This window comes from Achromobacter sp. NPDC058515 (assembly GCF_042721735.1).
Lineage (GTDB): Bacteria > Pseudomonadota > Gammaproteobacteria > Burkholderiales > Burkholderiaceae_B > Achromobacter.
On sequence record NZ_JBHXNI010000027.1, the window covers coordinates 15,446 to 27,577 of the forward strand.

At 66.9% G+C, this 12,132-nt stretch carries 12 protein-coding genes; 7 read left to right on the plus strand and 5 right to left on the minus strand.

Features of this window, described 5'->3' with window-relative positions:
• Positions 1-33: 33 nt before the first annotated feature.
• Positions 34-1,053, minus strand: a complete 1,020-nt coding sequence (locus ACFWP0_RS29035; protein ID WP_377848140.1) for a Bug family tripartite tricarboxylate transporter substrate binding protein — start codon at positions 1,051-1,053, stop codon at positions 34-36.
• Positions 1,054-1,434: 381 nt separating this feature from the next.
• On the opposite strand from ACFWP0_RS29035, the gene ACFWP0_RS29040 reads away from it, so the two are divergent.
• From ACFWP0_RS29040 to ACFWP0_RS29070, 7 genes are all read left to right on the plus strand, one after another.
• Positions 1,435-2,457, plus strand: a complete 1,023-nt coding sequence (locus ACFWP0_RS29040) for an amino acid ABC transporter substrate-binding protein (RefSeq protein ID WP_377848141.1) — start codon at positions 1,435-1,437, stop codon at positions 2,455-2,457.
• Between the two features lie 138 nt (positions 2,458-2,595).
• Positions 2,596-3,459 carry an IclR family transcriptional regulator gene (locus tag ACFWP0_RS29045; protein WP_377848142.1) on the plus strand — a complete coding sequence of 288 codons (864 nt, stop codon included), beginning with the start codon at positions 2,596-2,598 and terminating at the stop codon, positions 3,457-3,459.
• Between the two features lie 290 nt (positions 3,460-3,749).
• Positions 3,750-4,658, plus strand: coding sequence for an arginase family protein (locus ACFWP0_RS29050; RefSeq protein WP_377848183.1), 909 nt, complete (start codon positions 3,750-3,752; stop codon positions 4,656-4,658).
• A gap of 41 nt (positions 4,659-4,699) precedes the next feature.
• Positions 4,700-5,488: an ABC transporter substrate-binding protein gene (locus ACFWP0_RS29055; RefSeq protein WP_377848144.1), complete on the plus strand. Its 789-nt coding sequence runs from the start codon at positions 4,700-4,702 to the stop codon at positions 5,486-5,488.
• A gap of 30 nt (positions 5,489-5,518) precedes the next feature.
• Positions 5,519-6,211, plus strand: coding sequence for an amino acid ABC transporter permease (locus ACFWP0_RS29060; RefSeq protein ID WP_377848145.1), 693 nt, complete (start codon positions 5,519-5,521; stop codon positions 6,209-6,211).
• Positions 6,212-6,215: 4 nt separating this feature from the next.
• Positions 6,216-6,968, plus strand: coding sequence for an amino acid ABC transporter ATP-binding protein (locus ACFWP0_RS29065; RefSeq protein WP_377848147.1), 753 nt, complete (start codon positions 6,216-6,218; stop codon positions 6,966-6,968).
• A 169-nt stretch (positions 6,969-7,137) separates the two neighbouring features.
• Positions 7,138-8,697 carry an acetolactate synthase large subunit gene (locus ACFWP0_RS29070; protein WP_377848148.1) on the plus strand — a complete coding sequence of 520 codons (1,560 nt, stop codon included), beginning with the start codon at positions 7,138-7,140 and terminating at the stop codon, positions 8,695-8,697.
• Here ACFWP0_RS29070 and ACFWP0_RS29075 read toward each other — a convergent pair.
• From ACFWP0_RS29075 to ACFWP0_RS29090, 4 genes are read right to left on the minus strand one after another with little or no spacing between them, the layout of a single operon-like run.
• On the minus strand, positions 8,694-9,404 hold the full coding sequence (locus ACFWP0_RS29075; protein ID WP_377848150.1) for an ABC transporter ATP-binding protein: 711 nt from the start codon (positions 9,402-9,404) through the stop codon (positions 8,694-8,696). The two genes, ACFWP0_RS29070 and ACFWP0_RS29075, sit on opposite strands and share 4 nt — an antisense overlap.
• Positions 9,404-10,165, minus strand: a complete 762-nt coding sequence (locus ACFWP0_RS29080) for an ABC transporter ATP-binding protein (RefSeq protein ID WP_377848151.1) — start codon at positions 10,163-10,165, stop codon at positions 9,404-9,406. The genes ACFWP0_RS29075 and ACFWP0_RS29080 overlap by 1 nt, the downstream gene beginning before the upstream one ends.
• Positions 10,158-11,222 carry a branched-chain amino acid ABC transporter permease gene (locus ACFWP0_RS29085; protein WP_377848153.1) on the minus strand — a complete coding sequence of 355 codons (1,065 nt, stop codon included), beginning with the start codon at positions 11,220-11,222 and terminating at the stop codon, positions 10,158-10,160. Before ACFWP0_RS29085 ends, ACFWP0_RS29080 begins: the two co-directional genes overlap by 8 nt.
• A gap of 2 nt (positions 11,223-11,224) precedes the next feature.
• The gene (locus ACFWP0_RS29090; RefSeq protein ID WP_377848154.1) at positions 11,225-12,106 is read right to left on the minus strand and encodes a branched-chain amino acid ABC transporter permease; all 882 of its coding nucleotides are present in this window, start codon (positions 12,104-12,106) and stop codon (positions 11,225-11,227) included.
• Between the last annotated feature and the right edge of the window lie 26 nt (positions 12,107-12,132).

The window sequence follows — 12,132 nt, forward strand, 5'->3', positions numbered from 1 at the left end:
CGGTCCGGGCGCGGCGGGCGCGCCCGACCGCGTTCAGTTCACGGTGATGCGCGCCTGCTTGATGATCTCGGCATAGCGCGCCGAATCCGTCTTCATCAGCTCCGCGAACTGAGCCGGGGTGCCGCCGACGGGCAGGAAGCCCGCATCCACGAATTTCTGCTTCACGTCGGGTTCCTTGACGATCTCGCTGATCTCGCGCGCCATGCGTTCGATGATCGGCTTGGGCGTATTGGCAGGCGCCATCAGGCCGGCCCAGGAGCCGGTGACGAAGCCGGGCAGGCCGGCTTCCTCCATGGTGGGAATCCCGGGTTCGGTCGGCCAGCGTTCCTTGCCCGTGAACGCCAGCGCCTTCAGCCGATTCTGCTTCACGTACTGCATCGGCACCAGGATGGGGTCGAACACCATGGACACCCGGTTGCCCAGCAAGTCGGTAAGGATGGGCGCGCTGCCCTTGTAGGCCACGTGCGTCATCGTGATCTTGCTTTGCAGCGCGAAGTCGGCGCCGGTCAGGTGCGCGCTGGAGCCGTTGCCGCTGGAGGCATAGGTGAGCTTGTCGGGGTTCTTGCGCGCGTAGGCGACAAGGTCCGCCACGGTCTTGACGGGCAGGTCTTCGGCCACGAAGAGGAACAGCGGCAGGTCCGCCATCTGCACCACGGGCGTCAGGTCGGCCGGCGTGTAGTTCAGCTTGTACAGATGGAAGTTGATGATGTAGGCAGGCAGCATCGACAGGAAGGTGTAGCCGTCGGGCTCGGCCTTGGCGGCGATGGCCGAGCCGACGCTGCTGTTGGCCCCGGGGCGGTTCTCCACGATGATCGTTTGCTTTAAGCGCGGCCCGAGCTTTTCCATGACGATGCGCGTGACGATGTCGGTGGAGCCGCCCGGCGTGTACGGCACGATGATCTTGATGGGCTTGCTGGGCCAGTCGTCCGCCGCATGGGCGGGTGCTGCGGCCAGTCCCGTTGCCGCCACGGCGGCGGCCAACAGGGTCTTGAGGGCGTGGCGGCGATCAGCTGCTGCGTTGCGACGGGGCTGCGACTTGCTTGCTTGTGCCATGGACTTGTCTCCTCCATGAATCGGCCGAAACTCGATGCGCGTCCGGTTTTTTCTGTGACGCGATCGGCTTTTTTTAAGGGGTTGCGGCTTTGCTGCCTATCGCACAAAAAGCGGACCTGGGCGAACAAAGACGCAAAAAAAGTATGGCACGCAAGCGCAGGCGGGGCCGCCCGCCAGGGCCGCGATAAAGTTCGGTCACCGGACAGCGGAAAAACCAGGGCGACGCGCCATGGTCTGCGGGTTTCCACTAGGCGGCGGCGCGTTGTTCACGCTGTGGACATCGCTTAATCTGGCGGCCGGCCCAGTAAAGCAGGGCCTGGTTTCAGCCGCAGCCGGGCACAAGCCAGCGCGGACATCTATCTCAGGATCAGGAGAGGCAAAATGAAGCGGACTATCATGGTTGCGGCCGGCGCGCTCGCGCTGGCTTGCGCGTCTCAGGCGGCGATGGCCGGCCCTACGCTGGATGCGGTGAAGAAGAAGGGGTTCGTGCAGTGCGGCCTGACCGACGGCGTGTCCGGCTTCTCCGCGACCAACAGCAAGGGCGAATGGGAAGGCATGGATGTGGACATCTGCCGCGCGGTAGCCGCGGCCGTGTTCGGTGACCCGACCAAATTCAAGGGCACCGCGCTGTCCACGCAGCAACGCTTCACGGCCCTGCAATCGGGCGAGGTCGACGTGCTGTTGCGCACCGTGACCCTGACCCAGACGCGCGACACTTCGCTGGGCCTGGCGGCCGTCGCGGCCAGCTTCTATGACGGCCAGGGCATCCTGGTGAACAAGAAGCTGGGCGTCAAGAGCGCCAAGGAGCTCAACGGCGCCACGGTCTGCGTGCAGCCGGGCACCACCACCGAACTGAACCTGGCCGACTGGTTCCGCGCGAACAACATCGAGTTCAAGCCGGTCGTGATCGACAAGGTGACGGAGGTCGTGCGCGCCTTCGAATCCGGCCGCTGCGACGCCTTCACCGACGACTCCTCGCAACTGGCCGCCGTGCGCGCGACCCAGGTCGCCAATCCCAACGACTACGAGATCCTGCCGGAGCGCTTCTCCAAGGAGCCGCTGGGCCCCATGGTGCGCCAGGGCGACGAGAACTGGCTGGGCATCGTGCGCTGGACCTTGTTCGCGCTGCTGGAAGCCGAGGAATACGGCATCACGCAGAAGAACGTGGACGAAATGCTCAAGAGCAAGAACCCCAACGTCCTGCGCATCCTGGGCGTGACGCCCGGCGCCGGCAAGAACATGGGCGTGGACGAGAAGTGGGCCTACAACGCCATCAAGGCGGTGGGCAACTACAGCGAAATCTTCGAGCGCAACGTGGGCAAGGGCAGCAAGCTGGGCCTGCAGCGCGGCACGAACGCGCTGTGGAGTCAGGGCGGCGCCATGTATCCGTGGCCGATCCGCTGATGCGGGCAGGGTAGCGCAAGGCGGTCCGCGGCGCGGACCGCTTTTTCTTTTTTCCGTTCGTTTTTGGCAATCGCCCAGCGATATGGATGAACCGTTCTGCGGTACGCTATGCGTTTTCCCAACAAACGCCCAGGCGCCATGACCCAGACTCGAAATCCCGAGGATTCCCCGTTGTTCATCGCCGCGCTGGCGCGCGGCGTTTCCGTATTGCGGGCGTTCAGCGAAGGGCAGCCCGCCATGACGCTGCCGGAACTGGCTGAGGCGTCGGGCTTGAGCAAAAGCTCGGTCCAGCGCTTTGCCCATACGCTGTGGACGCTGGGCTATCTGCGCAAGGACCCGGCCAGCAAGAAATTCTCGCTGGCGCCATGGTCGCTGGAACTGGGCATGAAATACGTGCAGACCAGCCCGCTGGTGCTGGGCGGCAACCCCTTCCTGCATACGCTGAACCGCAACAGCCAGGAAACCTGCAGCCTGGCGGAGCCGGACGGACTGGATATGGTCTATGTGGCGCGCTTTGCCACCCACAAGGAAATGTTCGTGAATATGCCGGTGGGCATGCGCCTGCCCTTGTACTGCACGGCCGCCGGCCGGGCCGTGCTGGCCAGGCTGGATCCCGCCGTGGCGCGCAGCCTGCTGGACCGCTGCGACCGCAAGTCCTACACGGGGGAGACGATCACCGATATGGACGCCTTGCTGGCGGAACTGGATTTCGCGCGCCGCCACGGCTATGCGCGTTCCAACGGCGAGTTCTATCCCGGCGACATCACGGTCAGCGCCGCGGTGCTGGACGCCGGTGGCACCCCGCTGGGGGCGGTGAACGTGTCCGTGCCCTCCAGCCGCTGGTCCTTCGAACAGGCGCAAGCGGTGTTCGGCCCGCAGGTCGTGGAGACCGCGCACGCCATCAGCGCGTCGCGCACGCTGGGCCGCTCGCATCCCTTCTACGAAATGGAGCCGCCGGGCGGCGCCTTGCGCGGCGCGATGCCGCCCGGCGACGACGCCTGATTCATTGCGCCTGCTGCATCCTGGTGCGCGGCGCGCGCACCGCGCCGGCGCGCTTCCGCTCCTATTTCATACTTAATTAGTCAGGTATTTAATTCGCCTCTAAGGGGAACTCCCTAATTGGCCGCATGGCTTCTTGCTTGCTAATCTATTTATGACACGATCGTATCGCACAGCGATTTGATCAAATCTAAATAGAAGTCTCGTTCGCAACCGTGCGAACGGGACGCCCGCCCAGGAGCCGCGTTGTGCCGCAGTCAGCTGAAGTCTGTTTCCATCCCGTTGCGGGTTTCATGGGCCTGCCGCCAGTCCGCGACGCAGGGGCCGGCAAAGCCCGCGCCTGCGTGGTGGGCATCCCGTTCGATTGCGGCACGCATCCATTTCGCGTGGGGTCGCGCCAGGGGCCGGACGCCATACGCGAGCAATCGAAATTGCTGCGCCCCGTCGACATCTTCCGCCGCAACGGCATCGACAATCCGCCCGAGTTCCTGCGGGCGGTCGACGTGGGCAACGTCGCCTGCCATCCCGGCGATCCCGACGCGTCCTACCCGCTGATCGAGGCCGGCATCGGCGCGATTCTGGATACGGGCGCCATCCCGATCTCCATGGGGGGCGACGGCGCGGTGACCTTGCCGCAACTGCGCGCCGTGGCGCGCCGCCACCCGGATTTCGTGGTGCTGCATTTTGATTCGCACACCGACACCTATCCCATCCCTGGCTACAACACCGCCACGACCTTCACGCGCGCCGCCGAAGAAGGGCTGCTGGACGTCGCTTCCAGCTTCCATGTGGGAACGCGGGGCAGCTCCTTCATGCCCGGGGTGCTGGAATTCGGACGGGAGGTCGGCTACACGATCATGCCCTACGACGATTTCGACCGGGACCAGCAGGCCGCGCTGGCGGACATCAAGCAGCGCATCGGCCAGCGCCCGGTCTACCTGTGCTTCGACATGGACATCTTCGATCCGTCCTGCGCGCCGGGCGTATGCACCCCGGAATGGGGCGGGCTGTCGGCCAAGGAAGGGCTGGCGCTGCTGCGCCAGCTGGCCGGCCTGAATTTCGTGGCGTTCGACGTCAACACCGTGTCGCCGCCGCAAGACGTGCAGGGGGCGACGGCCTTCCTGGCCGCCACCGTCGTGCAGGAATTCTGCGCGCTGGCGGCGGTAGCGGTGCAGCAGTACCCGCAAGGGCGTCCGGCCTGAGCCGCCGCGTCCGGGTCATTCATTCATCCAAGGGGAAAACGATGAAACTCAAATCCATCCTGCTGGGCATGGCCGCGGCCAGCCTGCTGATCCAATCCGCCGCGCAAGCGCGCACGCTGGACGAGGTGCGCGCCGACAAGAGCCTGGCCATCGTCACCACCGCGTCCGCGCCGCCGCACGGCTTCAAGAACCCGAAGTCCAACCAGCTCGAAGGCATCATGGTGGACGTGGCGGCCGGCGTGGCCAAGCACCTGAAGGTGTCCGACAAGCTGTCCGACGTGCCGTTCTCGGGCCTGATTCCCACGCTGACTTCCGGGCGCGCCGATGTCATGTCCGCGCCGCTCTTCATCACCGAGGAGCGCGCGAAGGCCATCGACTTCTCCGCGCCGGTCTACGAGTGGGGCGAGGGAGTGGTGGTCAGCGACAAGGCATCGCGCAAGTACGCCAGGTTCGAAGACATGCAGGGGCAGCGCGTGGGCGTGCTGGTCGATTCGGTCCAGTTCAACATGATCAAGGACATGCCCGGCACCAAGGTCACGACCTACCAGGACTACTCCACCTTGCTGGCGGACGTGCGGGCCGGCCGCATCGACCTGGGCATCGTGGATCCGCCCAGCATCATCTATCAGATCAAGACCAAGAACATTCCGGGCGTGAAGCTGGACACCGGCTACCAGCCGCAGCGCAAGTGGCAGGTGGGCATGGCCGTGCAAAAGGGCAACGCCGCGCTGCTGGAAGCCGTCAACAACGCATTGGCCGAAATGAAGAATAGCGGCGAAATGGCCGCCATCGGCCAGAAGTGGGGCGTGTCGGACCTGATCAGCAAGTAAAGCCGCACCGGCATGGATAAGGAGCACGATTTGGATCTCGCTACCCTGCGCATGTACCTGGCGCCCTTGGCCGAGGGCACCGTCTGGACCCTGGCGCTGTTTTTCTGTTCGGCATTCCTGGCGGTGGCGCTGGGCCTGGTCGTCTGCCTGTGCCGCCTGTCGTCGTCGCGGCTGCTGAGCCGCGGCGCGCGCTTCTACATCGAGGTGATACGGGGCACGCCGCTGCTCCTGCAACTGTTCTACATCTATTACGGCCTGCCTGAGATGGGCGTGGTGATCAACGGCTTTGTCGCCGGCGTGCTGGGCCTGACCCTGAACTTCGGCGCCTACCTGGCCGAGCTGTTCAGGAGCGGCATCCAGTCGGTGGACACCGGCCAGTACGAGGCCGCGCGCGCCCTGGGCCTGGGCAAGGTCCAGCGGCTGCGCCGCATCGTGCTGCCGCAGGCGCTGCGCACGGTGTTTCCGGCGCTGGGCAATTACGCGCTGGTGCTGATCAAGGAAACGTCGCTGGTCGCCGTCATCAGCGTGTACGAGCTGATGCGGGCGGGCGAGATGCTGGCGGGCGCCACCTTCCAGGCGCTGACCGTCTACACCATGGTGGGCGTCATCTACTTTGCCATGTGCAGCGTGCTGTCCTACGCGTTCCGACGTTCCGAAAAGCGCCTGACCGTGCCGGGCTACTGGAGCGGCGCCGGCGAAAACCACGATATTTCCAAGGCCTGAAGCGATGGACGCATTGAACGACTCCGCCCCGATCATCACCATGCAGGGCGTATGCAAGTGGTATGGCGAATTCCAGGTGCTGGACGACCTGGCGCTGGAGGTGTCGCCGGGGGAAAAACTGATCCTCTGCGGCCCCTCCGGCTCGGGCAAGTCCACGACGATACGCTTGCTGAACCGGCTGGAGGAACACCAGAAGGGCCGCATCGTGGTCGACGGCATCGAGCTCAACGAAGACGTGAAGAACATCGAGCGCATCCGCGCCGAGGTGGGCATGGTGTTCCAGCATTTCAACCTGTTCCCGCACCTGACCGTGATGGAGAACTGCACGCTGGCGCCCATGCTGGTCAAGGGCGTGCCGGCGGATGAAGCCCGGTCGCGCGCGATGGACTACCTGGAACGCGTGCGGATCCCGCAGCACGCGGACAAGTATCCCGGCCAGCTGTCCGGCGGCCAGAAGCAGCGCGTGGCGATCGCGCGCGCCTTGTGCATGCAGCCCAAGATCATGCTGTTCGACGAGCCCACCTCCGCGCTGGACCCCGAGATGGTCAAGGAAGTGCTGGACACCATGGTCGCGCTGGCCCGGGACGGCATGACCATGGTCTGCGTGACGCACGAAATGGGCTTTGCGCGGGAGGTCGGCGACCGCGTCGTGTTCATGGACCAGGGGGCCATAGTCGAGGCCGACACGCCGGACAACTTCTTTTCCGCGCCGCGTTCGGAGCGCGCGCAGGCATTCCTGGGGCAGATCCTGGGCTGAACCGCCCGCGGCGGTTATGCTAATTCCGGCTGGCGGAACACCGAGGGGAATGGTTCCATGCGCGCAAGCTGAAATGGCTCTATGCCGTTTCCGCTACGCTCCCTATCATGTCCGTCAGGCGGGCGCGACCACGCCCCGCACTGCCATTGATAACGACTAGGGAAACACGATGAACGGCGCTGACAGTCTTTGCGATACCTTGCTGGCCAATGATGTGGACGTTTGCTTTGCCAACCCGGGCACATCGGAAATGCACTTTGTGGCGGCATTGGATCGCAAGCCCAAGATGCGCTGCGTGCTGGGCTTGTTTGAAGGCGTGGTGACGGGCGCGGCCGATGGCTATGCGCGCATGGCCGACAAGCCGGCGGCCACCCTGCTGCATCTGGGCCCCGGCCTGGGCAACGGCCTGGCCAATCTGCACAACGCCAAGCGCGCGCGCACGCCCATGGTCAACATCGTGGGCGACCACGCCACCTATCACGTCCAGTACGACGCCCCGCTCACGAGCGATGTCGAAGGCGTCGCGCGCCCCATGTCGCACTGGGTCAAGCGCACGATGACGGCCGCCGCCCTGTCCGCGGACGCCGCCGAAGCCATCGGCGTGGCGCGCCGCGCGCCGGGCAACATCGCCACCCTCATTCTGCCGGCCGACACCGCGTGGACCGACTTGCCGGACAACTCGCCCGCGCCCGTGCTGGTCAAGGCGGAGGCCCTGGCCCAGACCTCCGCCGACGCGGTCCGCGCGGCCGCCGCCGCCATCCGTTCCGGCGAAGCGACGGTGCTGATGCTGGGCGGCGCCGCCCTGCGCGAACGCGCGCTGAACGCCGCCGGCCGCATCGCGCGCGCCACCGGCGTGCGCCTGATCTCCGAAACCTCGAATCGCCGCATCGAGCGCGGCGGCTCGCGCACGCCCGTCGACCGCCTGCCGTACCCGATCGACCTGGCGGTGGCCAAGCTGAAAGATGTGAAGCATCTGGTGCTGGCGGGCGCCAAGTCGCCGGTCGGTTTCTTCGCCTACCCGGGCAAGCCCAGCCTGCTGGCGCCCACGGACAGCAACCAGGTGGTGCTGGCCTCGGCCGAGCAGGATCTGGCGCACGCGCTGGAATGGCTGGCCGACGAGCTGGGCATCGCCGCCGACGCCCCGCGCCTGGCCGCGCCGGCCGCCGCCTATGAAGTGCCGCAGACGGGCAAGCTGACGGGCGCCGCCGTGAACATCCTGGTTGCGCACACGCTGCCCGAACAGGCCATCGTGTGCGACGAATCCATCACCCAGGGACGCGAATTTCCGATCTACAGCGCCAGCAGCGCGCCGCACGACTGGCTCATGCTGACGGGCGGCGCCATCGGCATCGGCATGCCGATGGCGACGGGCGCCGCGGTGGCCTGCCCGGACCGCAAGGTCGTCACCCTGCAGGCCGACGGCAGCGGCATGTACACCTTGCAGGCGCTCTGGACCCAGGCGCGCGAGAACCTGAACTGCCTGACCGTCATCCTGGCCAACCGCTCCTACGCCACGCTGCACGGCGAGATGAAGAACGTGGGCGTGAAGGAACCGGGCCGCAACGCGCGCCGCATGCTGGACCTGGAAGAACCCTATCTGGACTGGACGCACCTGGCCCGCGGCATGGGCGTGGAAGCGGTCAGCGTGGATACGGTGGAGGGCTTTGCGCGCGCGCTGGCCGAAGGCTTGAAGCGCCGCGGCCCCTTCCTGATCGAAGCGGTGATCTAAACCCCCAGATAGCGCGTCAGCTGCCCGGGTTGCCGGGCCAGCGACGCGCTGTCGCCATCCTGCACGATCAGTCCTTTTTCCATGACCAGGCAGCGGTCCGTGTGGTCCAGCACCGCGCGGTAATTGCGGTCCACGATCAGCGTGGACATGCCGGTGGCGCGGATCTGGCGGATGATCTTCCAGATTTCCGCCACGATCAGGGGCGCCAGGCCTTCGGTGGCCTCGTCCAGGATCAGGAGGTCGGGATTGGTCATCAGGGCCCGGCCGATGGCCAGCATCTGTTGCTCGCCGCCCGACAACTGCTGCCCGCCATGCCCCAGGCGCTCCCGCAGGCGCGGAAACGTGTCCAGCACGCGCGCATAGGTCCAGTCCTGGCCGCCGCGCCTTCCCGGACGCGCCGCCACCTGCAGGTTCTCGCGCACGTTCAGGTTGGGGAAGATGCCGCGGCCCTCCGGCACGTAGGCCACGCCCATCCGCGCGATGGCGTGCGGCTGGGCGCGCGTGCAATCGCTGCCCCGCACCCGCACGCTGCCTTGCGCGCTTTTCACGTGGCCCATCAGGCTGCGGATCAGCGTCGTCTTGCCCATGCCGTTGCGGCCCACCAGGCCCACGGATTCGCCCGGGGCGATGTGCATGTCCACGCCGCGCAGCACGTGGCTCGCGCCGTAGTAGACGTGCAGGCCGCCCGCTTCGATCAGCGCATTCATCAGCCGGCTCCTTGTTCGTCTTCGCCCAGGTAGGCCGTGCGCACGTCGGGATTCGCGCGGATCGCCGCCGGCGTGCCGCTGGCGATGGCCGTGCCGTTGACCATGACGGTGATGGTCTCGGCAATGCGGAACACGGCGTCCATGTCGTGCTCCACCAGCAGGATGGCGTGGCCGGCCTTCAGCGTCTGCAGCAGGTCCAGGATGCGGTCCGTTTCCTCGGGGCCCATGCCGGCCAGCGGTTCGTCCAGCAGCAGCACCTGCGGCTCGCCCGCCAGGCACATGGCGATCTCCAGCTGGCGCTTGCGGCCATGCGGCAGCAAGCCGGCCGCGCGCGCGGCGTCGCCGGCCAGGCCCGTGCGGTCCAGCGCGTGCCGGGCCAGTTCGGCGCTGCGCCGGCAGCCGGACGCGGCGCGCCACCAATGCCAGAAGCGCTGCCGTCCCGCCTGCGCGGCCAGCCGGCAGTTTTCGAACACGCTCAGTTCGGGAAAGAGGGTGGACCGCTGGTAGCTGCGGCCCAGTCCGGCGCGCGCGCGTTCGGGCTGGCGCCATGCGGTGATGTCGCGCCCGCCCAGCATGACCTGGCCGCTGGTGGGGGCCAGCTCGCCCGACAGGATGTTGATCAGCGTGGACTTGCCCGCGCCGTTGGTGCCGATGACGGCATGCACCTGGCCGCGCTGCAAGCCCAGCGATACGCCATCGACCGCCGTCAGGCCGCCGAAGCGCCGGGTGACCGCGTGGGCGGCCAGCAAGAGATCAGACATGGGGTTCTCCCTGGATGGGCAGGCGGGCAGGGGCGGCGGCGTCCTTGCGGGCGGGCGCGCCGGCTTCGGCCTGCTTTGCGGCGGCGCCCGCCGCGCGCGCCTCGCGGCGCTCGCGCCATTGCGCGGGCAGTCCCGCCAGGCCGTTGGGCAGCAGGGCGACGAGCGCGATGATGGCGATGCCCAGCGGCAGATGCCAGTGGCGCGCATAGTCGCCGAACAATTCCTGCGACTGGAACAGTTCCTGCAGCAGCACCAGCGCCACGGTGCCCAGCACCGCGCCGCCCAGGCTGCCCATGCCGCCCAGGATCACCATCAGCAGCACCAGGCCCGACTGCTCCCAGGCCAGCAGCTCCGGCGTGACGAAGCCGTCCTTCAGCGCGAACAGAAAGCCCGCCAGGCTGGCCAGCGTGGCGCCGACGACGTAGGCGGCAAGCTTGTACGGATAGGTCGAGTAGCCGGCCGCCCGCATGCGCTGTTCATTGATGCGGATGCCGGTGAGCGCCGCGCCGAACGGCGAGCGCCGCAGCAGCGCCAGGAATCCCCAGGTCAGCGCCAGGCAGGCCAGCACGAAGAAATAGAATGTCGCGGCGTTGCCCAGGTCGAACGGCGTCCAGCCGCCCAGGGACAGCTCCGGCCTGAAATACAGGTAGATGCCGTCGCTGCCGCCGCCGATCTTGGTGTCGTGGAACACGTAGTAGGCCATCTGCGAGAACGCCAGCGTGACCATGATGAAATACACGCCCCGCGTGCGCAGCGCCAGCGCGCCGGTCACGGCGGCATAGGCGGCGGCGGCCAGCAGGGCGGCGGGCAGCAGCCACCACAGGCTGGCCGCCTCCGACTCGGGCGACAGCAGCGCCGCCACATAGGCGCCGATGCCGAAGAAGGCGGCATGCCCCAGGCTGACCAGCCCCGCGCCGCCCACCAGCAGCTGCAGGCTGAGCGCGAAGATCGCGTAGATCATGATCTTGACGGCCAGGCCGGTGTAGTAGTCGCTGCCGCTCCAGGAAAAGGCGGCCAGCGCCAGCAGCGCCGCGATGGGCAAGAGTCTATTCAGCATTGCTAACCCTGTTTGAACAGCCCTTCGGGCTTGCAAAGCAGAATGAAGGCCATCAGCAGGTACACCAGCACGCCCGCCGCGGAAGGGAACAGCACTTGCCCGAAGGTTTCCGCAAAGCCCACCAGCATCGCGGCCAGGAACGCGCCGCGGATCGACCCGATGCCGCCGATCACCACCACCACGAAGCAGATGATGAGCACGCCGTTGCCCATGCCGGGATAGACGGACGACACGGGCGCGGCGATGCTGCCGGCCAGGGCCGCCAGCGCCACGCCCGCCGCGAACACCAGGCGGTAGAGCTTGTTGATGTCGATGCCCAGCGATCCGATCATCTCGCGGTTGCTGGCGCCCGCGCGCAGCATCATGCCCAGCCGCGTGCGCGAGATGACCCAGTACAGCAGCAGGGCGACGGCGATGCCCACCGCCGAGATGAACAGCCGGTAGACCGGATACGTCATGACGCCGCCCAGCGGGATGCTGCCCTGCAGCCAGGAGGGCAAGGGCACGCCATGCACGTCATTGCCCACCAGGATGCTGCGCAGCTCCTCGAACACCAGGATCAGGCCATAGGTCATCAGCACCTGCTGCAGGTGGTTGCGCTTGTACAGGTAGCTGAAGAACGCGGCCTCCAGCAGGTAGCCCAGCGCGCCGGCCGCAAGCACGCACACGGCCAGCGTGGCCAGGAACCCGCCGCCCAGCCAGCGCTCGACCAGCGGGCCCAGCGCGAACGCCATGTAAGCGCCGATCATGTAGAAGCTGCCATGGGCAAGATTGATGATGCCCATGATGCCGAAGATCAGCGTGAGTCCGCTGGCCACCAGGAACAGCAGCAAGCCGTACTGGAAGGCGTTCAGGCTCTGGATGAGCAGGATGCCGATGTCCATGGGGCCTCTCCGTGGCGGACGCGGTT

Bases quoted from the DNA above. Each gene is read 5' to 3' on its own strand.
- ACFWP0_RS29080 (WP_377848151.1), bottom strand. From the start codon at position 10,165: ATGTCTGATCTCTTGCTGGCCGCCCACGCGGTCACCCGGCGCTTCGGC.
- ACFWP0_RS29035 (WP_377848140.1), bottom strand. From the start codon at position 1,053: ATGGCACAAGCAAGCAAGTCGCAGCCCCGTCGCAACGCAGCAGCTGAT.
- ACFWP0_RS29045 (WP_377848142.1), top strand. From the start codon at position 2,596: ATGACCCAGACTCGAAATCCCGAGGATTCCCCGTTGTTCATCGCCGCG.
- ACFWP0_RS29050 (WP_377848183.1), top strand. From the start codon at position 3,750: ATGGGCCTGCCGCCAGTCCGCGACGCAGGGGCCGGCAAAGCCCGCGCC.
- ACFWP0_RS29075 (WP_377848150.1), bottom strand. From the start codon at position 9,404: ATGAATGCGCTGATCGAAGCGGGCGGCCTGCACGTCTACTACGGCGCG.
- ACFWP0_RS29055 (WP_377848144.1), top strand. From the start codon at position 4,700: ATGAAACTCAAATCCATCCTGCTGGGCATGGCCGCGGCCAGCCTGCTG.
- ACFWP0_RS29040 (WP_377848141.1), top strand. From the start codon at position 1,435: ATGAAGCGGACTATCATGGTTGCGGCCGGCGCGCTCGCGCTGGCTTGC.
- ACFWP0_RS29085 (WP_377848153.1), bottom strand. From the start codon at position 11,222: ATGCTGAATAGACTCTTGCCCATCGCGGCGCTGCTGGCGCTGGCCGCC.
- ACFWP0_RS29090 (WP_377848154.1), bottom strand. From the start codon at position 12,106: ATGGACATCGGCATCCTGCTCATCCAGAGCCTGAACGCCTTCCAGTAC.
- ACFWP0_RS29065 (WP_377848147.1), top strand. From the start codon at position 6,216: ATGGACGCATTGAACGACTCCGCCCCGATCATCACCATGCAGGGCGTA.
- ACFWP0_RS29070 (WP_377848148.1), top strand. From the start codon at position 7,138: ATGAACGGCGCTGACAGTCTTTGCGATACCTTGCTGGCCAATGATGTG.